Source organism: Niveispirillum sp. FG156 (assembly GCF_057809555.1).
Genome location: NZ_JBMDKE010000021.1, coordinates 47,159 through 69,342, shown reverse-complemented (window position 1 = coordinate 69,342; position 22,184 = coordinate 47,159). Strand labels below are relative to the sequence as shown.

Genomic DNA, 22,184 nt, shown 5'->3' with positions numbered 1-22,184 from the left:
GGGTTTATCCCTTGCTGCTGACATAGACGTCGCCAGCATCGGCCACCAACGGGATTGTGGAGTTAAGGCATGCCCCGGCGCAAGGATATCTGGAGATGCGGGCTGATCGCCCGGCCTGCGGCGGAACTGCTGTCCGGTGGGCTGGCCGATGCAGCGGTGCATTGGCTGCCCGAGGAACCCGCCTTCGCCTTCCTGGCCGATCCCTTTGCGTGGCGTGAACCGGGGGGGCGGCTTCATGTCTTTGTGGAAAGCTATGATTATGCGACACGGCATGGGATCATCGAACTGCTGACGCTGGGTGATGATTTCCGGGTTGTGGCGCGCCGCCCCTGCCTGCGGGAACCTTGGCACCTCTCTTATCCGCAGGTTTTCGATGCCGATGGGGCCACCTGGATGCTGCCGGAGGCGCACCGGTCGGGGGGCTTGCATCTCTATCGCATGGGGGAGGGGCCGGCGGATTGGAGGCGGGAGGCGGAAATCCGTCTGGACTGCGTGGCCGTGGACGCCACGCCGTTTTGGCATGAAGGGCGCTGGTGGCTGTTCTATTCACCGGCGACAACCAAGGCCACCAAGCTGGGGCATCTGCATGTGGCCTGGGCAGACCGGCTGACAGGCCCATGGACCCCGCATCCCGGCAATCCCGTCCGCATCGACCGTGGTTCATCCCGCCCAGGCGGTACGGCCCTGGTCATTGATGGCCGGATCATGTTGCCCGTTCAGGATTGCCGACACACCTATGGCGGCGCGCTGCGCCCGCTCTGGATCGACAGGCTGGATGAGACGGGGTTTGCGGCGGTGGCGGGGGCGCCGCTGGACCTGCCGGGATCGGCGGGCGCCTATCGTGATGGGATGCACACGTTGAGCAGTGGCGGCGGCGTCACTATGATCGATGTGAAGCGCATTGACCGGTCGCTCTCCGGTCTTTGGCTGGATATCAAACGGAGATGGGGGCGATCCGCCGCATGATGGTGGTGCCCGCCTCCCTGAACCGGGTTTGGGAGAACTGATCCTGGATGCGGGTTCGCGCCGCCATTCCCATGGCATGCAGTCCGCCGGGATTGGACAATAGCTTTGCCAACTGGGCGGCCAGGGCCGCCACATCACCGGGCGGAACCGTGTGACCAGTCATGCCCTCCATGATGCTGTGCGGGATTTCCCCCACGGCGGATGCCAGCACGGGCAGGCCGGCTGCCATCGCCTCATGTGCCGCGATGCAGAAACCCTCGGACCGGGAGGGTTGCAGATAGAGATGCAGGTCCGCCAGGAACCGGTCGGGGCGGTCCGTATAGCCGGGCAGGATCACATCGGCGATGCCGACGTCCCCCGCCAGGGCGGCCAGCCGCGCCCGTTCTTCCCCCTCGCCGGCCAGTGTCAGGCTGATGGGGCAGGGCGGGCGGAAACCCTGGCGATGCAGGGCCGCCAGTGCCATCAGCAAGACGTCATAGCCCTTGACCGGGTGCAACCGGCCCAGGCTGCCCAGGCGCAGCGTCTGTCCGGCTTGCCAGGGCTGTGCGGTGGGCTGGTCGGGATTGGCGGCGAAGATGGGCCAGGTCACCAACCTGTCGGGCGTCACGCCCAGCCGTTCCCGTGTCAAGGTGGTGACCGAGGCGGAATCCCCGACCCAGAGCAAGGCGCGCGATTGCAGAAGCTGCATCAGCCGCCGGTTCCACGGCTTCAGGAAGGCGGCATGCTGCCAGCAGACGACCGGCAATCCAAGTCTGGGGCCGATCAGCAGGCCCAGGATGGTGGCACGGCTGAGCGAGGTCCAGAGATGGGTGGCGCCCCATTTCCGCAGTTCCGCGTCCAGCCAGCGGGCGGCCTGCCAATGGTCGCCAGTTCCGCCGTCGCGCACCAGGGGATCAAGCCCGGCCGCCACCATGGGGGGCAGGGCACGGCCATCCCGGCGGGTCAGGGCAAAGACCCGGACAACGGCCCCGGCATCGCGCATGACGCGGGTGACGGCAGGCACGGGCAGGGCGGCCCCGCCACCCTCCACGGAATTGATGACATAGGCGATACGCATGGGCTTCACGCCGCCCCACTCCTTTTCCAGGTGAGGACCAGCAGCAGCAGGCTGGCGGTCAGCGACTGTCCCACGGCCTGAATGCCGGCCCCTGCCAGCCCGAACTGATCCAGCAAGATGGGCAGGGCCGGCAGGAACAGCAGGCTGGCCGTCAGGTTGGCGCCCATCGACCAGCCGGGCCGGCCCAGCGCGGTCAAGGCGGCGGTGCAAGGCGTTCCCGCCATCGCCAGGGCACGGGCCAGGACCAGCACCACCATCAACTGCGCCGCATCGGCGAAGGCCGGACCGGCGATCAATTCCACGATCTGCGCGTTGAACAGCCAGACGATGGCGACGATGGGGATGCAGGCACCCAGCGCGATGGCCGCCACCCGGCCCACGGTCTGGCGCAGGGCCCGCCCGCCATGGCCGCTGGCCATCAGGCGTGCCAGTTCCGGATAGGCGGTGTTGCCCAGGATCTGTGCCGGTTGTGCGATCAGCACGGTCGCCCGCTGCGCCACGGAGAACAGGCCCGCCGCCGCTGGCCCCAGCATCCAGCCCACCACCAGCGGCGCCACGCGCCCGGCCAGTTCGGTCAGGGTCACGTCGGCATTGCTGGCCAGAAGGAACCGCCAGATGCCGGGATTGTCGGCAGCCGGATCGCCGGGTTCCGGTCGCCGCAGGTCCGGCCCCAGATGGCGGCGGGCCAGCCATAGGCCCATGGCCCACAGGCTGACGAACTCGCACAGTGCCGCCACCAGCCATGCGACCAGGAAACCCTTCAGTCCCCACCCGGCCAGGGCCGCGATGCCCGCGCCTGCCAGCCGCACCATCGGTGCCACCAGATTATGCAGGCCCAGCAGGTCGAAGCGGTTGACCAGCTGCAGATATCCCGCTGGTGTGGAGCGGACGGAACCCAGCACAGCCAGACTGTAGGGCAGGGCCAGAACCATGGCCGTTTCCGGCCAGCCCAGATGCGGCCCCACCAGCGGTGCACACAGTGCCGCCGCCAGGATGGCCGCCAGCCCGCCCAGCAATTCCAACCGCGCCCCGAAGCGCAGCAGGCGCGACAGGCGATGACGGTCACCCGCGCGCTGCGCCTCCGCGCCATAGCGGATGACGGCCTGCCAGGCGGGGAATTCCACGATGCCGCAGACGGTTGTCACATAGGTGTGGATCAGCACCAGCACGCCATAATCATGCGGTCCCAGCGCGCGTGTGGCGATCACCAGATAGGCGAGGCTGATCAGCCCGGCCCCGGCCTTGCCGCCCAGCACCAGTCCCAGCCCGCCGAAGATACGGCGCAGCGCGCCAGCCGGTGCGCCCGGTGGCACCATGCTCAGGGACATGTCCAATCCTTGGCTCTCAAGGCGGTGGAATAGGCATTGCGGCGGGCCAGACGATGGCCCAGGAAATCATAGAAGAACCAGTCCATCCGCTCACGCGGCATATGACGGTACAGCAATCTTTCCCACCATGTCCAACTGACGCGGCGGCGGTTGGTGCGGCGTTGCGAAGGGAAGCAATGATGGCCGTGATCATAGATGACCGTGCCGAACCGCATCACCCGATGCACGATCTCGTGATCCTCCAGCACGAAGGGCCATCGCCGCAGGTCAAAGCCGCCGGCAGCCACCAGCGCCTCGGTGCGATAAGACTGGGCATAGCCGCCGGCATGGCATTGGTTACGGAACCGGCGCACCTTACGCAGGATGCGGTAGATCCGGCGCGTAGCGGCCTGTGAGTGCGCCGGGTGATAGAGATCGATAGCCATCACCGCCGCCGCTTCCGGGTGGGCGGTGAACAAGGCGAGGCAGTTCGCGACATAGTCGGACGGGTATGTTGTGTCCGCGTCGCAGATGGCGACAAAGGGTGTGCGGACCAGGGCCAGACCGGCGGCCAGCGCGTTCACCTTGCCCGGCGTGGGCACGGATAGGATGTCAGCCGTGATGTCCGGCAATGCGGCGAGGTGGCGGCGCGCCTCGTCCCGGCCCTGGTCGGTGGAGCCGTTATCCAGCAGCAGCAGACAGAAGCGCCGGTCGCTCTGCGCGGCCAAACTGTCCAGTGTGGTGCCGATCCATCCTTCTTCGTTGAAGAAGGGCAGCAGGATTGTGATCAGTGCGCTCATGCGGACAGGCTGGCCCGCTGGTTCCAGCCTGTGTCGCCCATCAGCGCGGCTAGCACCTCGGCGGCACGCTGTGACGATGGCTTGTCCGTCAGATCGAAGCTGTTTGTAAACATTTGCTGCTGCACCGGGCGATAGGCTTCCTCATGGCTGGCCAGGGCGCGTTTCAGCCCATCGGCCAGTTCGGCGGGCGTGTCGATGACGGGGCCCGCGCGCCAATGGCCATAGTTGGGGTCCTGGCGCCAGTCGGCCTTGTGACTGTTCAGGAACAGGCAGGGGCGGGGATGCAGGAGAAATTCGTAAATCTGGCTGCTGACGTCACCCAGATAGAGATCGGCCATCATCGTGTAGCTCATGTCCGTGGAGGCACGGCTGCCCAGGTCGATATGGATATTGGGTGCGCGCAGATAGCGCTCTTCGATATGGCCCGGCCGGTCGATACGCAGCTTGTCAATGGTCAGGACGAATTTGCGTTCGAACAGCATGACATGCGGGGCGAAGATCAGTTGGTAGTTGGGATTGTCCAGGAAGAAATCCAGCACCTGCCGGCCATGTTTGAACCAGGATGACAGGTGGGCCGAGCAATGGGGATTGTACAGCACGATGGGAGCCCGCGACCTTACCGGAAACATGGTCACGGACGGGTCGAGCATATCGAACTTCGGATAGCCCACCATGCTGATCTTCTCCGGCGGCACCTTTGCTTCGGCGATCAGCCGTTCGCGCACCTTCGGGCCGGAGCAGAATACATGATCGAAACCCGCCGAAGCCTTATCAAAGCCGATGGCCCGGTCCCCGGCCCCATGCCGTGTGTGAACGATCTTGAGGTTCTTCAGCCCATAGAGCGTTTTCAGGACCAGGGAGGTCTTTTCCGCCACGACCAGCATGTCCAGGCTGCGGAAGAAATCCAGATTGTCGCCATAGACCAGCAGCTTGCGCGATGGAACCAAGCTTTCCAGTGGGCGTGACAACACCAATGACCGGGCACGCAGACCCAGATCGACATGGGTTATATGTCGGCCAATCTCATCACCGCCCAGCCGCAGCACCTCCCGGCGGGTGCGCTCGTTCGTCGTGGCGACGAAAATCTCGCCAGCAAAGCCGCCCTTGGCCAGGGCCAGTGCGATGGGCAGGCTGTGCGCGACCTGATGGATCTGATCATGGTTGAAAAGAAAGCCGATGCGCATGGGACCCCGCGCTACTGATCGTGGATTGTATCCGCTCGGTTCCCGCGATGGCTCAATCATGAGCTTGTGCCTTCGGTTGTAAATAAAGCCATTTGAACGCCCACATCTTGAATGCCGGATACCGATCCACGGACAGCCTCCCTGGGTAATTTGCACCCGCCATGCCAAGGGCCATGTTCGGTGCTGGGCCTGCGATCTCCTGGAATTTTCAGGGATTCCAGCCCTTATCCATCTGCGCGCTTACTCTGCTTTTTGTTGGCAGCTACAAATTTTGTAGCTCGACGTGACGGTCTTCAGACCGCTGCGTCGATGCGGATCGGGTTTTTCGGGCCGGTTCTCACGTCTTCGTCTGTGCCTGTCCCGCTGGCATACCGTTTGCCTTTGTCGAACTCCATCTCTGGTCGGTGAATAAATTGTTTCACGCCCCAGGCCGGCCCCTGTCACAGTCGGGATCATTCGCATGATGCAATCACTGGGTCACGAACAGTCGGACCCGCCCCGGACAGGAGGTCTGATCGTGATGAAACGGTGGAGCGGCCCTGTCCCACCGATATTGTCCGGCATGCGGCTGCGCTGGCGGCTGGTCATCGCATTCCTGTCGGTCAGCGTCTTGCCCGTGCTGACGGCAAGCTACATCGCCGCCGACATCATCTCCGGTGCCTTTGCGTCCAACATGGAACGGTGGCTGCAGGAGGCGGCGATGCTGTTCGCGGAACGGTCCGTCGAGGATGAGGTGGAGGCCCGTCAGGCGGTAAGCATTGTCGCCTCCTCCCTTCGCGAAAGCACCGACAACCTGGACCGTGGCCAGATCGACCTTTCAGCGCACCTGTTGACGTCCGTCGGTTATCAGGCCGTGGCCATCTATGATGCCGATGGCCATGTGCTGTTCGCCAACGGTCCCATCGGCGATGGGGGCTGGTTGCCGCGACAGGAGCGCAGCACCTTCTTCGTGGCTGATGACGGGAAGGGCGGCTCCCTGCTGCTGATGGGGGCTGCCAAACGGTTCGAAAGCAAGGGCAGAAGCTTGTACGCCTTCGTCGCCAACCGCTGGGACGGGATCATGGTCAACATGGCCGACAGCATGCCGGGCCTGGTGGTGGAGGCCTATGCCGTGACGGAGGGCAAGGCGGCCTCGCTGGACGGTACAACTGTCAGTCTGCCGCCGGGCGTGGTGGAGGCGCTGGCCGGCGGGATGCCCAGCCTGATCGCGCATACGGCGGGGCCTGGGAATCTCGCGGCGGGTTTCGCTGCGCTCCGCGATCTTGATGGCCATCTGGTGGGTATCGTGACCTGCCGGCTGACCAATAACCTGTCTCTGTTGTCGCATGTACGCAGGCTGGAACTGTTCTTGATGCTGTCGGCTGTGGCCGGCCTGTTCTCGCTGGCGGTCGCCTTGTCACTTTCCAAATTGATCTCCCGCCCGCTGACAGGGCTGAGCCGGGGGTTGCAGCGTGTGCGTGAGGGCGATTTCAAGACGCGCATCGCAGAGATGGGCGGTGGTGAGCTGACGGAGCTGGCTGTCGGCTTCAACGAGATGGCGACGCGTCTGGAGGCGATGCGCGCACGTGAAACGGAGATGCGGCAGCGCGAGCAACTGGCGACGCTGGGTGAGGCGGCGGCAGTAATGGCGCATGAAATCCGCAATCCGCTGGGCATCATCAAGACCTCCACCCAGGTCCTGCGCATGAAATCCGCTCTCTCCCCGGAAGGTGAGAAGATGGTGGATTTCGTGCTGGATGAGGTGGGGCGCATCGACCATCTGCTGCATGAGCTGCTGGATTACGCGCGTCCCCGTACGCTGGACCGCCAGCCCGTGGATGTCGGTGCGGAGCTGGCGGGTGTGCTCGCCTTTGCCGCCCATGATCTGGAGCAGCGCGGCATTCGCGTCGCCATGCAGGCGCCATCCGGCTCCTTCATCATCCAGGCTGATGGGGGTCGGCTGCATCAGGTCTTTCTCAACATCATCCTGAATGCCATGGATGCCATGCCGGGCGGCGGTCTGCTGACCTGCCGGGTGGAGCAGTCGGGAGGGATGGTGGTCGTTTCCATCGCCGATACCGGGTCCGGTATTGATCCATCGGTGCGCGACCGCTTGTTCGAACCGTTTGTCACCACCAAGCCGCGGGGCACAGGCCTGGGTCTGGCCCGCGTGCGCCACATCCTGGAACAGCATGGCGGAACCATATCGTGTGAAAGCCTGGAGGGTGTGGGCAGTCTGTTCGCCCTGTGCCTGCCCTTTGCCCCTGCCAGCCCTGGAGAGATCTCGTGATCCTGATCGTTGATGATGAGGTGCGGTTGGGCGAAGTGACGGCGGCGGCGCTGCAAGCCCGCGGTCTGGATGCCCATGCCGTGGATAATGTCGCGGCGGCACTGAGCTTTTTGAACATGAACCCTGTACGGCTTGTGCTGACCGACCTGCGCATGCCGGGACTGGGCGGGCGCGACCTGCTGGCCCGCCTGCAGGCGGCACGGCCGGAGATGCCGGTGGTGATCATGACGGCCTATGCGTCCGTGCGCGATGCCGTCGCCCTGATCCGGGAAGGGGCCTTCGACTATATCGCCAAGCCGTTCGAGATCGAGGATGTGGTCGCCACCATCGGTCGGGCGTTGAAGCTGCGCGAGACGGAGGAGGATAATCGCCGCCTGCGTCAGGAACTGCGCGAAAAGTTCGATTTTGGCCGTCTGGTCGGGACCAGCGAGCCGTTCCAGCGGGTGCTGAAGCACATCACCGATGTCTGCGACAGCCGCGCGACGGTGCTGCTGCATGGCGAAAGCGGGACCGGTAAGGAGTTGATCGCCCGTGCCATTCACGACAATAGCCGCCGCCGGGATAAGCCCTTCATTGCCGTCAATTGCGCCGCGATTCCTGAGAATCTCATGGAAAGCGAGCTGTTCGGCCATGTGAAGGGCGCCTTTACCGGGGCCATCGCCACGCGCGAGGGGCGGTTTGCGCTGGCCCATGGGGGCACCCTGTTCCTGGATGAGATCGGGGACATGCCGCTGGCCCTGCAAGCCAAGGTACTGCGCGCCATCCAGGAGCAGAGCTTTGAACTGGTGGGCGGCACGCGGACTGTGACCGTGGATGTGCGCTTCATCGCGGCCACCCACCGCGACCTGCGCCAGGAAGCGGCGAAGGGCAATTTCCGCGAGGATCTTTATTACCGGCTCAACGTCTTCCCCATCACAGTGCCGGCCCTGCGTGAGCGCGAGGCGGATATCGAGGCGCTGTCGGCCCATTTCCTTGCCCGTTACGCAGCCTCCATGGGTAAGCGGCTGACGGGATTTTCCCGGGCGGCGCTGGCGGCCATGTCGGCCTATCGCTGGCCCGGCAATATCCGTGAATTGCAGAACTGTATCGAACGCGCCGTCATCGTGGCGCAAGCAACGACCGTGGATGTCGGCGACCTGCCGCCCTATCTGTTCGAGGGACGCCCCAAGCTGGCCCCCGAACAGGCCTTCACCGGCAACCTGGACGAGGAATTGGAGCGCATTGAACGGGAGATCGTGACCCAGGCGCTGCGTGACTGCGGTGGTATCCAGGCGCGGGCGGCGGAACGCCTGGGGATTACCGAACGCAGCCTCTGGCACCGGGTCAAGAAGCTGGGCATCCGCATTACACGGGGGGCCGAGTAAATTGGCGCGGCCTTACCCGCTCTTTATCCGCATTCTGTCCGCATAATTAGAATAAAATCAGCCTATTAAAGAATATTCTTCGTGCAGAATCTTAATAATGCTGCCCCCGTCGCTGAGGTCGGGTTGCCGATGAATGTGGTGATTGGGGGACCAGGGGGACAGAGCTGGTTCCCGGTCAGCGCAAATCCGGTGCAGCTCAGTTGCGCAGGCGGCGTCAAACAGCGGACTCCATGATCGTCCGCAACCGATTCAGCAGGGGACTTGGCTTCATGTTCTTTCTTAGCTTGTAACCGATGCAGCGGAACCCAGCCCCTTCAAGGGTGACGACCTTGAAGTCGCTCTTCTGCTCGGTTATCTGCACCTGCGACACCACGGTGACGCAACCGGAAAACCGCACCAGACTTTCCAGGACGGGCAGGGAATTGGCCAGGATACAGTTCTGCGGCCATGCGATCCCCGCCGTCATGAACAGCGCTTCCACATGACGGCGATAGGTGCTGCCGGGACGGGGCAGCACCCATTTGGCATCGGCCAGTTCGGCCAGTGACACTTTGTCCCGGTCGAAGAATGCGCTGCCTGGTCCCACGGCGATGGCAAACGGGTCACGCATCAGGACATGTTCAAGAATGTCCGGGGGACTGCCGAACATCTCCGCCACCGGCCCGATGATGATATCAATGGCGCCCGAGCGCAGCATCGGCACCAGCGTATCATCAAGGCCGTCCACGATCTCGATATCGACCGGGCCTGCATCTGCCAGCAGCAATCGAAGCGCCCTGGGAAGCAGCGTTGACAGCACGCTGGGTGTCGCACCGATGCGCAGGGGTCCATCGATCCCATCAGCGCGGCGTTTCACCTCTGTCTCCGCGTCGGTGAGCAGCGATAGAACGCCCTCCGCCCGGCGCACCAGGATTTCGCCATAGGGCGTCAGAGTGGACCCCCGACGCGTGCGTTCCAGCACGCGAACCCCCAGCCGCTGTTCCAGCAGCGCGATGCTGTTTGACAGTGCCGGCTGCGAGATACCCTTCTCCTCCGCCGCGCGGGTGAAAGAGCCGTATTTCGCGATGGCCAGCAGATTGGCGATCTGACTTGCTTCGACAGCCATAACCCAAACCTATGACAATGCCCTTTATCATTATTTGACAGGGGGTACTGAACGATGTCAACGCTGAACGGTGAAGCTGGCGAAGTCCGGCATCGGGAGGGAAAGTATGTCTGATCGTGCGATCAACGTGGCCCAGGAACTGGGCGATATGCGCCTTGGGCCCTTCCATATCCGGTTCGCGCTGCTGATGGGCGCCATCCTGTTCATCGATGGGTACGACCTGTTCAATGCCGCCTATGTCGCGCCCTATGTGAAGGCGCAATGGGCGCTCAGCCCGTTTCAGATCGGGCTGATGCTGTCCATCGGGCTGGCCGGGCTTGCGTCTGGTGCGCTGTTGCAGGGACCGTTGGCGGATCGCTGGGGCCGGCGTCGCGTGCTGCTGGCCGCCGTCACTGGGTTGGGGCTGGCCAGTCTGGCGCTTTGGCTGTGGGCGCCGACTTTTGTGATTTTCTGCGGCTTGCGCGCTGTATTGGGCGTCTGTCTGGGCATGATCTCGCCCCTGGCCTTTGTCTATATCAATGAATGGGCGCCGGCGCGTTGTGCAAACCGCTATGCCACGCTGGCGTTTGTTCTGCCCTTCTCCCTGGGCGGGATTGCCGCCGGTCTGGCCGGCATCGTCATTGCGCCGACCTGGGGCTGGCATGGGCTTTACGCTATTGGGGCATTGGCCCTGCCAATGGCCCTGATCGGCTATCGGCTGCTGCCGGAATCCGTGCGGTTCCTGGTGGCGCGCGGGCGGCATGCCGATGTCGCCGCCATCCTGTCGCGCGCCCGGCCCGAACGGGCCGATGCTTATGCCCAAGCCACGATATTCCTGTCGGGGGAAAATGCGTCGGGCAAGGCGCGGGTGGCCGATCTGCTGGGACCCCGGTATCGTGGCGTGACGCTGACCATTTGGGTGGGCGGCGCGCTCAGCCTGTTTTGCATCCATGGCCTGACGGGCTGGCTGCCCAGCATCATCCTGGAACAGGGGGCGCCGGTGCAGGCCGCCTTTGCCTATGGCTCGCTGCTGATGGCGATGCAGATCGTGGGCGGCGGGCTGTCGGGCTGGCTGGCCGACCGGCATGGGCAGATCAATGCCATGGCCGCCGGTTTCATCGGTGGCATGGTCACCCTGCTGCTGCTGATCCCTGCCATCGGCACCAACGCCGCCTGGATCGTGGTGGCGCTGGTCGGTGCCTGTGTCTTCGGTGCGCAGGCCGTGATGAACAATTTCATCGCCATGAGCTATGAAACCGGCTTGCGCAGCACCGCCGTGGGCGTTGCGGTCGGCGTGAACCGTATTGGCGGTGTCATGGGTCCCCTGTTTATCGGGGTGGCGCAGCAGCAATCGGGGGCGTTGTGGATCACTTTGTCCATGCTGGCCCTGGCACAGCTTTGTGCCGCTCTGATCTTCCTTTCCCGCCGCCATTCCCTGCAACCGGCGCTGACCGCCGTGCCCAGGGGCGTTTGAGGGTTTTCATGAAAAAGCATCTGAGCCTGTCCGTCGCCGCCATCCTGGCGGTGGCCGCCGCCGCCCATGCCGGCGCCCCGGCCCAACCCGCACTGGGTTACCGCACCACGCCGGTGATCCGGGTCGACGGCCTGTCCTTCAAGGACCTGAACCGCAATGGCCGCCTGGACCTTTACGAGGATTGGCGGCAGACGCCCGGCGCCCGTGCCGCCGATCTGACGGGCCGCATGGGTCTGGCGGAGAAGGCGGGATTGCTGATGCACGGTAATCCGCCGGGCCTGGATGGGGGCTTGCGCAATCCCTGGGACATGGCGGCCATCGCGCCGCAGATCCGGGACCAGCATATCCGCTTCTACATCAATCGGGTATCCGTCGCCCCACGGGGTATGGCCAGCATGGCCAATGCCGCACAGAAACTGGCGGAGGAAAGCCCGTTGGGTGTCCCCCTGGTCATCAGTTCCGATCCGCGCAACCATTTTCAGGCCACGTTCGGGCTGACGGTCAGTGCCGGCAACTCCACGCAATGGCCGGAACCGCCGGGCATGGCCGCCACGGGCGATCCCGATCTGGTGCGTGAATTCGGGCGTATCGCAGCACAGGAATATCGCGCCATGGGCATCAGCATGGCCCTGTCGCCCATGGCCGATCTGGCCAGCGAGCCGCGCTGGCCGCGCACCAACGGCACTTTCGGCGATGATCCGGCGAAGGTTGAACGTTTTGTTCAGGCCTATGTGGAAGGGTTTCAGGGGGCGGCGGATGGGCTGACGCCGGGCGGTGTGGCCACGGTCGTGAAACATTGGGCCGGCTATGGCGCGCAGCCCGAAGGCTATGACGCCCATAACCCCTATGGCCGCGATATCGCCTTTCCCGGTGGCTGGTTCGACCGGCATGTGGCCCCGTTCAAGGGAGCCTTCCGCGCCCATGCGACCGGCGTCATGCCCACCTATGGCAAGCTGCCCGCCGATGTCACCATCAATGGCCGCCCCGCCGAACCTGTGGCCGCCGGGTTTAACCGGCAGATGCTGACCGAGTTGCTGCGCGATACCTACCGTTTCGACGGGTTCGTGCTGACCGACTGGAAGATCACCGACGATTGCCTGACGCCCTGCCTGCAAGGCACCTTGAAGCATGACGAGGTCGGCATGCCCTGGGGCGTGGAAGAATTGAGCAAGCCTGAACGCTTCGCCAAGGCACTGGATGCCGGGGTGGACCAGTTCGGCGGGGTCATGGACCCGGATATCCTGGTCCGGCTGGTGGAAAGCGGACGCATCACGACCGACCGCATCGACCTGTCGGTGCGCCGCATGCTGGTGGTGATGTTCCAACTGGGCCTGTTCGAAAACCCCTATGTCGATGCCGACGCGGCGGAAGCCCTCGTCGGTGCCCCGGTAGACCGGGAGAAGGCCATGGAGGCACAGCGCCGGTCGCTGGTCCTGCTGGAGGCGGCATCCGGCACACTGCCCCTGGACTCCAAGGCTAAACCGCGTGTCTGGCTGTGGAAGATGGATGCGGCCAGCGTTGCTGCGCGCGGCTTCACGGTGGTGGACAGCCCCGAACAGGCCGATGTCGCCCTGCTGCGCATTGCGACGCCCTTCACCACGCGTCCCGCCTTTTTCTTCGGTTCCCGCCATCATGAAGGATCGCTGGCCTTCGCGCCGGATAATCCCGACCGTCTGGCCGTGGAGCGTGCGGCGGCGGCGGGCCTGCCGGTGATCGTCAGCACCTATCTGGACAGGCCCGCCATCCTTGGTCCCATCAAGGACAAGGCAACGGTCCTGATCGGCGATTTCGGCGCATCCGATGCTGCACTGCTGGACCTGCTGACCGGGAAGGCCCGGTTCCAGGGACGGTTGCCGTTTGAACTGCCCTCGTCCATGCAGGCGGTGGAAAAGCAGTTGCCGGACGTATCTGCGGATAGTGACAAGCCGCTGTACGCGTCCGGCTTTGGCCGGGATGGCTGATCATTACGAAAACGGATCAGAAAATAAGGGGGGCGGAAATTCCGCCCCCCTTATTTCTTACGCTTCGTCAACGATCTCGTTCCGCAGAAGCCCGACGCCGGAGATATCCACCTCCACCACGTCGCCCGGCTTCATCCATAGCGGGGGTTCACGCTTGGCACCCACCCCACCCGGCGTGCCGGTCAGGATCACATCGCCCGGCGACAGGGGGGAGAAGCTGGACAGGTAGGCCACGATCACCGGCAGCGGGAAGATCAGGTCGGCCAGCGGCGCCTGCTGCACCACCTGTCCATTCAGGCGCGTGGTCACGGTCACGGCGGGCAGGTCCGAAATCTCGTCCGGCGTGACCAGCCAGGGGCCCAGCGCACCGGTGGACGGGAAGTTCTTCCCCGGCGTGAATTGCTGCGTATGCCATTGCCAATCGCGCACAGAGGCATCATTGGCGCAGGTGAAGCCGGCAATATGGGCCGTCGCCTCATCTTCGGGGATATAGCGCCCGCCCTTGCCGATGATGATGGCCAGTTCGCCCTCGAAATCCAGGTTGGTGGACACGCGTGGCCGGATGATGGGGGCGCCATGGGCGGTCAGGGTGTCGGCAAAGCGGGTGAAGATGGATGGATGTCCCACCTTGGCCCGGCCCGTCTCCTGCCGATGTTTTTCATAATTATGGCCCACGCAGAAGATCTTACCCGGATTGGGCAGGACCGGCAGCAGGGTCACCGATGACAGCGGCAGGGTGGGGGCCGTCCGTGCCGCCAGATCGGTCAGCAGGCCCTTGGCCAGGGCCGTTTTCAGGTCGGGAGCCTGGGTACCGGCGACGGCACCCAGGTCATGCACCTGCCCATCCTCGACCAGACCGTAACTCTCAACGGTGCCATGGCGGAAGCTTATCAGTTTCATGGGTTTACAGGTCCTTAAAGGCAAAGGGGGTGGTAACGGAAATTGCGTTCAGCGACGGCCAAGGCCGCCACATCCTTGTCGGACATGCCCCATTGGTCGATACGGTTCTGCGGCCATGTCCAATCGTCGGGCGCGCCGACGCGGTAATCGTCGGGCACAATCTCCACGGCGGTGGAAAACTCCACCACGGCACCGAAGGGCGCCACGAAATAGGCAAAGGCATTGTCGCCCGGCCCATGCCGGCCCGGTCCCCAGGCAGGCACCATGCCGCTGTCGCGCAGGCGACCGATGCCGCGCATCACGGCGTCCAGATCCTGCATCTCAAACGCGATATGGTTCAGCGAGTTGTGGCCCGCCCGCGCGAAGGCCACCGAATGGTGAGAATTATTGCAGCGGACAAAGACCATACCCTTGGTCCGATCCGACACGCGGAAGCCCAGTACCTGCTCCGCTGCGGTCGCTGTCGCCTCCGCGTCGGTGGAATTCATGACCACATGGGTCAGCTTCACGGGCAGGTCTCGGCCTTCGATGGGCGCCACGTCGTCGGCGCCATGCAGAAAGCGGAAAACCTCCCCTTCCGGCAACTGCACAAGGATGCCGGTCCCACCGCCGGGATCGGCAGAGACCGTGTCCTGCACGGGCCAGCCGGCAGCGCGTGCGCGAGCGGCGATGCCGGCAATCACCGCCTCATCGGCCACAAAGCTGGTGCAGCGGATGGAGGGGCCATCCGCTTCCGTCAAGGCCACCAGATAGGGGAAGGGTCCGGACCCGCGCAGATAGCGTGTACCGTCCGCCCCGGTTTCAGCGGGGGCCAGTCCCCAAATACCGGTCAGGAAATCGGCGGCCTGTGCGGCCCCCGGCAGGTTCAGTTCGATGCTGCGCAGGCGCATGGTCCGCCTCCTTCAGGTGGTGGGAAGGCCGGGATCGGCGGTCAGTCCCGTGGCGGCGATGCCGGCCAGGGCACAGGCCTCGTCCGCGTCGCCCGTGTCGCCGCTGATGCCTACGGCCCCAATGACGGTACCCGACGCATCGCGGATCAGCACGCCGCCCGGCGACGGCGCCATGGCCCCGCCGCTGATCGCGAACAGGGCGTTGTAGAAGGTGGGAGAGGCATTGGCGCGGCGGGCCAACTCCCGGCTGCCATAGCCCATGCCCAGCGCGCCTGTGGCCTTGGCGATGGCGATCTGTGGCCGCATCAGGCTGGCCCCATCCTCCCGCTTCAGCGCCACCAGATGCGCGCCGGCATCCAGCACGGCGACGCAGAGCGGGGCATACTGACGGCGACGAGCCTCGGCCAGCGCCTCATCCACCATAGTGGCCGCAGTGGCCAGGGTCAGGCTGGACATACGATCCTCTCCTTCGTCAGGTGCAGGGTGGTGGCCAGTTGGGCTGCAAGATCGCCCAGGGCGGCATCATTCGCGGCAAGGCCGAATACATAGGCATCGGGGCGCAGCAGCACCGAGGCGGCAGGATTGAGCCCGTGCCGGTCGAACCACGCGGCCAGCATGCCGCCATCATCCTGCATATCCTGCCCGATGCGGCAGACCTTCACGCCAAAATCCGTGAATAGTTGTGGCAGGACGGTCTGGCCCGCCCCAGGTCCGCGCAACAGCACGAAACCACCGCCCGTCACGTCATCCAGCAGCCGGGTTTCGCCGGCGGCGTCGGCGATGCGCGGCTGTATGAAACGGGGGCCGCCACCGTTCCCGACGACACCGGCGCGATAGGGTGGGATCAGATCGGCGGCGGTGGCCCCTGGTGTGGCCGCACGCTGGCGCATCTCGGCATCACGGGCCGCCGCCTTTGCCGGGTCCAGTTCACAGATATATCGACCGGCGGCAACAGCGGCGCCGATCACCGCCCGCACATGCGGATCACGTTCGGTCTGATAGGTGGACAGCAGGGTGGCATCCGCCCGGCCCGACAGGACCAGTTCCAGTTTCCAGGCCAGATTGGCGACGTCACGCAAACCATGGCACATGCCCTGGCCAAAGAAGGGCGGCGTCTGGTGGGCGGCATCACCGGCCAGGAACACCCGGCCCCGCTGCCATTCCAGCGCCACCAGACCATGGAACCGGTAGGTGGCCGCGCGGACCAGCCGGTGCGGAACCCCCTCGACCCAGGGGGCCAGCAGTTCGGCCACCTTTTCCGGCTGCATCATCTCCCGGTCATCCTCGCCGGGCAGCAGCATGAATTCCCAGCGGCGATGATTTCCGCGTCCCGGCACGATGGTCGTGGGACGGCGCGGATCGCACAGCATCACCGACAGTTTCTGCAGGTTGGCCGCCGGTGGCAGGCCGGTGAAATCGGGAAACCGCACCGGCCCATCCAGTTCCGCGTCCACGACCAGCCAGGGTTCTTCGAACCGCAGATCGTCCAGGCGGATATCCAGCGCCTTGCGCACCAAGCTGCGCGCGCCGTCGCAGGCAATGACATAACGGGCGCTGGCCCGGTCACCGTCAGCCAGATGCAGGGTCACATGATCGTCGCCCTGGTCCAGCCCCACCAGCTCCGCGCCCAGGCGCAGGTCAACTGCCGGGTAGGTGGACAGGCCGCCGCGAAGCACGGCCTCCAGTTCTGGTTGATAAAAGAAGTAATCGTTGGCCCAGCCGAAGGGCCGGGCCTGTCCGGCGGAACCGAGATAGCGGATCACCCCGCCATCGGCACCGATATGCAGGTGTCCGTCGGTTTCGCGCATCAGGGGCAGCAGCCGGTCGATCAGGCCGATGCCCTGAAAGATACGCATCATTTCGTGGTCGATATGCACGGCACGGGGCAGGGGGTGCGGGTCCGGTTCGCGTTCCAGCACCAGAACCGACAGCCCGGCCTTGCCCAACAGATGGGCGGCGGTGGCGCCGACGGGACCGCAGCCGACGATGGCGACGTCATGGATCATGGCGGCCTAAGGGGTTTTCGTGAAGAACGGGGCCGGCGGCGATCCCTGTCGGGCGCCGCCGGCCGGTTGGGATCAGAACTTCACGCGCAGGGTGCCGCCCATGTACCGGGCCGCTTCCTTGGACGTGAAATACAGGATGTTGCCGGGGTTGGCGGCGTTGGTCAGGATGTTGTCGCGCTGCATGCCCGTCGCGAAATGCTTGTCGGTCAGGTTGCGGACATAAAGGGTCAACTGATAACGGTCATCCTGCGACAGCACCCCCACCGACAGGTCGACGGTGCTGTACCCGCCCTGGGTCAGGCCGGCATCCTGTTCCAGGGAGAAGGTGGTGCCGCTCTGCGTGTTGAACCCGACCTGGGCGAAACCGTTCCAGTCGGTGGCGATTTCATCTTCGTACCGGACATTGACATTGCCGCGCCAACGCGGGGCGTTGGGCAGGTCGCCACCACGCACATTCTGGACGGTACCATTGCCCAGACGGAAGCAGCTATTGGCCGGTTCCGCCGCCCCCGTTGCCAGGGTGAGGGCGGCTGCCTGGGCCGGCAGCGCGCAGGCGATGCGGTCGGCATCAAACTTGGCATCCAGATAGGTGACGCCGCCATTGATGCTGAGGGCTGACGTGGCACGGGCCTGGAACTCGATCTCCGCACCCTTCGATACGGAGGAGCCGGCATTGGTCGGAACCGACACGTTGGGCGCGATGGTCGACTGAACCTGCAGGTCCTGATACTTGGCATAGAACAGGGCGCTGTTCAGGATCAGGCGGCCATTCAGGGCCTGCTGCTTCCAGCCCAGCTCATAGGAATTCACCGTTTCCGGGCGCACAGGCGTCTGGCTGGCGAAATTCGCCGTCAATTCAACGTCGTAGCCCTGACCCTTATAGCCGCGTGACCAGGTGAAATAGGTCTGGGCATCGCGGTCGATCTCATATTTCAGGCCGGCCTTGCCCGACAGGTCGGTGTCGGAAACGCTGCCCGATCCGGTGGAGGCGGCAAACAGCAACCGGTCACCGGCATAAGGTGCGGTACCGAAACGGGTACCGCTATAGGACACCTTTTCCCGTTGCAGACGGAAACCGGCAAAGGCCGACAGTGCGTCGGTCAGTTCATATTCCACCTGACCGAAGGCGGCGTAATTGTCCGTCTTGGTATTCGCCGCGTGATTGGAGGAGGAGAAGAAGGAGGTGGCGCAGGGCTGCCCGAAGGCGGTGCCCGGCGTCACGCAGCCGCCCACGCGGCGGGTAAACGCGCGGTCCAGGTCCAGGTTGAAGTAGAACAGGCCGAACGTGTAGGTCAGGGGCTGGTTTGCGGCAGAAGCCAGACGCAGTTCCTGTGTGAACTGGCTGATGTCGGCGGTACCACCATTGACGCCGAAATAGCCGTTGCCGAACGGCAGATAGAGCGGTGTGGCGGAATTGAACCCGTCCACATCGACATTATTCTCGATCTTCCAGTTGCGGACGGCGGTGACAGAGGTCAGGACATGGTCGCCCAGGTCCAGATTGGCCTCCACCGACCCGCCGGCCTGATCGGAATTGGCGAAGGTCCGGGTATCGCCGCTGCTGACGGTGCGGTTTTCGGATGAGGCGACGACCGGCCCCCGGATGGCGGCCAGAACGCTATTGGTCGTCAGGTAGGGGATCGGCTGGCAGCAGTCGCTTTCGCTGTCGCGGATATCGGCGGTGAACAGGAAGTTCAGGTTTTCCGTGGCCTGCCACTCGACCTTGCCGCGCACGCCGACATCGCGGCCGCCATAGACATGCTCACCACGGCCATAATCGTAAACATAGCCGCGATTATCGGTGTAATAGCCGGTCAGCCGGGCGCCCACCGTCTCGCTGATCGGGCCGGAGACGGAGGCACGGGCGCGGTATTCGCCCTGTTCGGCAATGCCGATTTCCGCAACACCCTCAAAATCACGCGACGGGCGCTTGGTCACGATGTTGATCACGCCGGCGGTGGCGTTCTTTCCGAACAGCGTGCCCTGCGGGCCGCGCAGCACTTCCACTCGCTCCACATCGATCAGGTCCTGGAAACCCTGGCCCTGGCGCGACATGACGACGCCATCCACCACGAAGGACACGGCGGATTCCAGACCGGCATTGAACAGGGCCGTGCCGACGCCACGGATGCGGACATTATTGTTCAGGTCGCTGGTGGACTGGGTATAGGTCAGCGACGGCACCAGGGCGGCAACACCGGCCGTGCTGCTGACCTGGGAATTGGCCAGGGCGTCGGCGGAAAGCGCGCTGACGGCCAGCGGCACATCCTGCAGGCGCTCCGCCCGCTTCTGCGCCGTCACCACGATTTCTTCAAGCACCAGGCTATCATCGGCCTGCTGTGCCTGCGCCGGCATCATTGCGGCGGCCAGCATGGTGGTGGCCATCAGGCCGTGGCGCCAGTTCGGCTGGAAAGTCATTCTCTTCCTCCCTTCACATTAACTTGACCGGGCGGCGTTGGGCCGGACCGGCAATGGTTTTGGGAAGGAAGTGCCCGTCGGCAGCATCATTGTCCAATGATGATAAATGCGCAGGTACCCAATTTTACTTATGGCAGGAGATGGGGCGGCTGGTCAGCGCAGGGCATCGGCAATGGCCTTGCCACAGGTCACGGTATCTGCTGTCCCGCCAAGATCGCGGGTGCGCAGATGTTTTTGGGCCAGAACCGTCTCAATGGCAGTCACGATGGCGGCCCCCGCCGCATATTCACCCAAATGGTCCAGCATCAGGGCGGCGGACCAGATCTGGCCCACCGGGTTGGCGATCCATTGACCGGCAATGTCGGGGGCGGAACCGTGCACAGGCTCGAACAATGACGGGAAGCGGCCATCGGGATTGATGTTGCCAGCAGGCGCGATGCCAATGGTCCCGGTGCAGGCGGGCCCCAGGTCGGACAGGATGTCGCCGAACAGGTTGGAGGCCACGACCACGTCGAACCAATCCGGATGCTGCACGAAATGGGCGGCCAGGATGTCGATATGGTACTTGTCCCAGCGCACATCGGGATAATGCGCGGCCATCGCCTCCACCCGTTCATCCCAATAGGGCATGGTGATGGCGATGCCGTTGGATTTGGTGGCCGAGGTCAGGTGCTTTTTGTCCCGCCGCCGGGCCAGATCGAAGGCGTATTTCAGAATACGGTCGGTGCCGATCCGGGTCATCACCGTTTCTTGCATCACGACTTCGCGGTCGGTGCCGGGGAAGATGCGCCCGCCGATGGAGGAATATTCCCCTTCCGTATTCTCGCGCACGACATAGAAATCGATGTCACCCGGCTTTCGGCCTGCCAGCGGGCTTTCCACGCCCGGCATCAGGCGGACGGGGCGCAGGTTCACATACTGGTCAAATTCGCGGCGGAACTGGATCAGCGAACCCCAAAGCGAAACATGGTCCGGCACAGATGCGGACCAGCCCACGGCACCGAAAAAGATCGCGTCATGCCCGCCGATCAGCGACTTCCAGTTCTCGGGCATCATCTTGCCGTGCTGGAGATAGTAATCGCAGCTCGCAAAGTCGAAATGATCAAACTGGAAACGGATGCCGAAACGCGCCGACACGGCTTCCAGAACCCGCAATCCTTCGGGCACCACTTCCTTGCCGATGCCGTCGCCAGGGATAACGGCGATGCGGTAGGGGCGTTCCTTGCTCATTCAATCAATCCTCATTCGATCAGGATGGCCCTGAAATCATTCACGTTGGTTCGTGTCGGCCCCGTGAACAGCAAGGTCCCCAGGGCCTGGAAGAAGCTGTAGCCGTCATTGTCGGCCAGCCGTTCAGGGGCGGAAACGCCTGCATTCGCGGCGCGTGCCAGGATGTCGGGGCCGATCCAAGCGCCGGCATTATCCTCCGACCCGTCAATACCGTCGGTATCAGCCGCCAGCGCATGTACGTTCGGCAGCCCGTTCAGTGCGATGGCAAGCGCCAGCAGGAATTCGGCATTGCGTCCACCCCGGCCCTGTCCCCGCACGGTCACGCTTGTTTCGCCACCCGACAGAAGAACGCAGGGGCGTAGGGTGGGGATATCACCGGCCAGAACCGCCTTCGCGAAATCGGCATGCTGCACGGCGACATCGCGGGCCTCGCCCTCAATCGCGCTGCCCAGGAAGATCGGGGCCACGCCCATGCGCCGGGCGAGATCCGCCGCCGCCGCAATAGCATCGGCGGGCCTTGCCACAAGGATGGCGCGACCGGGGGGCAGGTCATCCAGCGATTTCGGCGTCTCGCTTTGCGGGTTGGAAAGCCAGCCTGTGACGGCGGCAGGTGCGTCGATCCCATATCGCGACAGGATGGCCAGCGCCTCTGTCCGGGTGCTGGGATCGGGCAGGGTCGGGCCGGATGCGATGGTGGCCGGATCATCGCCCGGCACGTCGGAGATCATCAGCGTGTGAACCGGGGCCGGCGCGGCCATGCGTGCCAGACGCCCGCCTTTCACCGCCGACAGGTGCTTGCGTACGCAATTCATCTCCGTGATGGTCGCCCCGCTTTTCAGCAGGGCGCGGGCCACCGACTGCTTGTCGGACAGCGTCAGTCCCGGTGCCGGCGACGCCAGCAGGGCCGACCCGCCCCCCGATATCAGGCACAGGACAAGGTCGTCCGCGGTCAGTCCCTTCAACAGGTCCAGCATTCTGGCCGTGGCCTGGATGCCGGCTTCGTCGGGTACCGGATGGGCGGCTTCCACCACCTCGATCCGGCTGCACGCGACGCCGTGGCCATAGCGCGTGATGACCAGCCCCGAAATCGGCCCCTGCCAGCGCTGTTCCATAGCCGCCGCCATGGCAGCGGCGGCCTTGCCGGCGCCGATCACCACCGTGCGTCCTTTCGGGGGCGGCGGCAGATGCGGCGGCACGCAGGTGGCGGGAGAGGCGGCGTTGACCGCCGCCTCCATCAACAGGCGCAGCAAATCCTGTGGGGCCGGACGCGTCAA

17 protein-coding genes are annotated in these 22,184 nt (G+C 64.5%); 5 read left to right on the top strand and 12 right to left on the bottom strand.

What is annotated here, in order from left to right:
• Nucleotides 1-69: 69 nt before the first annotated feature.
• Nucleotides 70-966, top strand: coding sequence for a glucosamine inositolphosphorylceramide transferase family protein (locus tag ACODSP_RS14860; RefSeq protein ID WP_488966345.1), 897 nt, complete (start codon nucleotides 70-72; stop codon nucleotides 964-966).
• Here ACODSP_RS14860 and ACODSP_RS14855 read toward each other — a convergent pair.
• Genes ACODSP_RS14855 through ACODSP_RS14840 form a run of 4 tightly spaced genes read right to left on the bottom strand, consistent with a single transcriptional unit; the run spans nucleotide 935 to nucleotide 5,314 of the window.
• Complete coding sequence (locus tag ACODSP_RS14855) at nucleotides 935-2,023, bottom strand: glycosyltransferase (RefSeq protein ID WP_488966375.1); 1,089 nt, start codon at nucleotides 2,021-2,023, stop codon at nucleotides 935-937. The genes ACODSP_RS14860 and ACODSP_RS14855 overlap by 32 nt on opposite strands.
• A 5-nt stretch (nucleotides 2,024-2,028) precedes the next feature.
• Nucleotides 2,029-3,351: a lipopolysaccharide biosynthesis protein gene (locus tag ACODSP_RS14850; RefSeq protein ID WP_488966344.1), complete on the bottom strand. Its 1,323-nt coding sequence runs from the start codon at nucleotides 3,349-3,351 to the stop codon at nucleotides 2,029-2,031.
• Nucleotides 3,342-4,130 (bottom strand): glycosyltransferase family 2 protein, encoded by a 789-nt coding sequence (locus ACODSP_RS14845; RefSeq protein WP_488966343.1) that lies wholly within the window; start codon nucleotides 4,128-4,130, stop codon nucleotides 3,342-3,344. The genes ACODSP_RS14850 and ACODSP_RS14845 overlap by 10 nt, the downstream gene beginning before the upstream one ends.
• Nucleotides 4,127-5,314: a CDP-glycerol glycerophosphotransferase family protein gene (locus ACODSP_RS14840; RefSeq protein ID WP_488966342.1), complete on the bottom strand. Its 1,188-nt coding sequence runs from the start codon at nucleotides 5,312-5,314 to the stop codon at nucleotides 4,127-4,129. The genes ACODSP_RS14845 and ACODSP_RS14840 overlap by 4 nt, the downstream gene beginning before the upstream one ends.
• Before the next feature lie 460 nt (nucleotides 5,315-5,774).
• Between ACODSP_RS14840 and ACODSP_RS14835 the strand changes: the two genes are divergently transcribed.
• A complete protein-coding gene (locus ACODSP_RS14835; RefSeq protein ID WP_488966341.1) occupies nucleotides 5,775-7,583 on the top strand; it encodes a sensor histidine kinase in 1,809 nt (602 codons plus the stop codon).
• Nucleotides 7,580-8,947 (top strand): sigma-54-dependent transcriptional regulator, encoded by a 1,368-nt coding sequence (locus tag ACODSP_RS14830; RefSeq protein WP_488966340.1) that lies wholly within the window; start codon nucleotides 7,580-7,582, stop codon nucleotides 8,945-8,947. The genes ACODSP_RS14835 and ACODSP_RS14830 overlap by 4 nt, the downstream gene beginning before the upstream one ends.
• Before the next feature lie 214 nt (nucleotides 8,948-9,161).
• On the opposite strand, the gene ACODSP_RS14825 is transcribed toward ACODSP_RS14830, so the two are convergent.
• A complete protein-coding gene (locus tag ACODSP_RS14825; RefSeq protein WP_488966339.1) occupies nucleotides 9,162-10,052 on the bottom strand; it encodes a LysR family transcriptional regulator in 891 nt (296 codons plus the stop codon).
• A 106-nt stretch (nucleotides 10,053-10,158) separates the two neighbouring features.
• Here ACODSP_RS14825 and ACODSP_RS14820 point away from each other — a divergent pair, with 106 nt between their 5' ends.
• Together ACODSP_RS14820 and ACODSP_RS14815 are read left to right on the top strand one after the other, a co-directional pair.
• Complete coding sequence (locus ACODSP_RS14820) at nucleotides 10,159-11,505, top strand: MFS transporter (protein WP_488966338.1); 1,347 nt, start codon at nucleotides 10,159-10,161, stop codon at nucleotides 11,503-11,505.
• A gap of 8 nt (nucleotides 11,506-11,513) precedes the next feature.
• Nucleotides 11,514-13,466 carry a glycoside hydrolase family 3 protein gene (locus tag ACODSP_RS14815; RefSeq protein WP_488966337.1) on the top strand — a complete coding sequence of 651 codons (1,953 nt, stop codon included), beginning with the start codon at nucleotides 11,514-11,516 and terminating at the stop codon, nucleotides 13,464-13,466.
• 57 nt (nucleotides 13,467-13,523) lie between these two features.
• Here ACODSP_RS14815 and ACODSP_RS14810 read toward each other — a convergent pair whose 3' ends face one another.
• From ACODSP_RS14810 to ACODSP_RS14780, 7 genes are all read right to left on the bottom strand, one after another.
• Nucleotides 13,524-14,366, bottom strand: a complete 843-nt coding sequence (locus ACODSP_RS14810) for a fumarylacetoacetate hydrolase family protein (RefSeq protein ID WP_488966336.1) — start codon at nucleotides 14,364-14,366, stop codon at nucleotides 13,524-13,526.
• Nucleotides 14,367-14,380: 14 nt separating this feature from the next.
• Nucleotides 14,381-15,256, bottom strand: coding sequence for a VOC family protein (locus tag ACODSP_RS14805; protein WP_488966335.1), 876 nt, complete (start codon nucleotides 15,254-15,256; stop codon nucleotides 14,381-14,383).
• 12 nt (nucleotides 15,257-15,268) lie between these two features.
• Nucleotides 15,269-15,712: a GlcG/HbpS family heme-binding protein gene (locus ACODSP_RS14800; protein WP_488966334.1), complete on the bottom strand. Its 444-nt coding sequence runs from the start codon at nucleotides 15,710-15,712 to the stop codon at nucleotides 15,269-15,271.
• Nucleotides 15,700-17,262 (bottom strand): bifunctional 3-(3-hydroxy-phenyl)propionate/3-hydroxycinnamic acid hydroxylase MhpA, encoded by a 1,563-nt coding sequence (mhpA, locus tag ACODSP_RS14795; protein WP_488966333.1) that lies wholly within the window; start codon nucleotides 17,260-17,262, stop codon nucleotides 15,700-15,702. The genes ACODSP_RS14800 and mhpA overlap by 13 nt, the downstream gene beginning before the upstream one ends.
• A 72-nt stretch (nucleotides 17,263-17,334) precedes the next feature.
• Nucleotides 17,335-19,680 carry a TonB-dependent receptor gene (locus ACODSP_RS14790; protein ID WP_488966332.1) on the bottom strand — a complete coding sequence of 782 codons (2,346 nt, stop codon included), beginning with the start codon at nucleotides 19,678-19,680 and terminating at the stop codon, nucleotides 17,335-17,337.
• Between the two features lie 153 nt (nucleotides 19,681-19,833).
• Entirely contained in the window at nucleotides 19,834-20,910 is a 1,077-nt protein-coding gene (locus ACODSP_RS14785) for a tartrate dehydrogenase (protein ID WP_488966331.1), read from the bottom strand.
• A gap of 11 nt (nucleotides 20,911-20,921) precedes the next feature.
• Nucleotides 20,922-22,184, bottom strand: coding sequence for a glycerate kinase type-2 family protein (locus ACODSP_RS14780; RefSeq protein ID WP_488966330.1), 1,263 nt, complete (start codon nucleotides 22,182-22,184; stop codon nucleotides 20,922-20,924).

Coding starts and splice junctions, on each gene's coding strand:
- ACODSP_RS14800 (WP_488966334.1), bottom strand. CDS start 15,712: ATGTCCAGCCTGACCCTGGCCACTGCGGCCACTATGGTGGATGAGGCG.
- ACODSP_RS14835 (WP_488966341.1), top strand. CDS start 5,775: ATGATGCAATCACTGGGTCACGAACAGTCGGACCCGCCCCGGACAGGA.
- ACODSP_RS14805 (WP_488966335.1), bottom strand. CDS start 15,256: ATGCGCCTGCGCAGCATCGAACTGAACCTGCCGGGGGCCGCACAGGCC.
- ACODSP_RS14825 (WP_488966339.1), bottom strand. CDS start 10,052: ATGGCTGTCGAAGCAAGTCAGATCGCCAATCTGCTGGCCATCGCGAAA.
- ACODSP_RS14860 (WP_488966345.1), top strand. CDS start 70: ATGCCCCGGCGCAAGGATATCTGGAGATGCGGGCTGATCGCCCGGCCT.
- mhpA (WP_488966333.1), bottom strand. CDS start 17,262: ATGATCCATGACGTCGCCATCGTCGGCTGCGGTCCCGTCGGCGCCACC.
- ACODSP_RS14810 (WP_488966336.1), bottom strand. CDS start 14,366: ATGAAACTGATAAGCTTCCGCCATGGCACCGTTGAGAGTTACGGTCTG.
- ACODSP_RS14840 (WP_488966342.1), bottom strand. CDS start 5,314: ATGCGCATCGGCTTTCTTTTCAACCATGATCAGATCCATCAGGTCGCG.
- ACODSP_RS14815 (WP_488966337.1), top strand. CDS start 11,514: ATGAAAAAGCATCTGAGCCTGTCCGTCGCCGCCATCCTGGCGGTGGCC.
- ACODSP_RS14845 (WP_488966343.1), bottom strand. CDS start 4,130: ATGAGCGCACTGATCACAATCCTGCTGCCCTTCTTCAACGAAGAAGGA.
- ACODSP_RS14790 (WP_488966332.1), bottom strand. CDS start 19,680: ATGACTTTCCAGCCGAACTGGCGCCACGGCCTGATGGCCACCACCATG.
- ACODSP_RS14820 (WP_488966338.1), top strand. CDS start 10,159: ATGTCTGATCGTGCGATCAACGTGGCCCAGGAACTGGGCGATATGCGC.
- ACODSP_RS14855 (WP_488966375.1), bottom strand. CDS start 2,023: ATGCGTATCGCCTATGTCATCAATTCCGTGGAGGGTGGCGGGGCCGCC.
- ACODSP_RS14785 (WP_488966331.1), bottom strand. CDS start 20,910: ATGAGCAAGGAACGCCCCTACCGCATCGCCGTTATCCCTGGCGACGGC.
- ACODSP_RS14850 (WP_488966344.1), bottom strand. CDS start 3,351: ATGTCCCTGAGCATGGTGCCACCGGGCGCACCGGCTGGCGCGCTGCGC.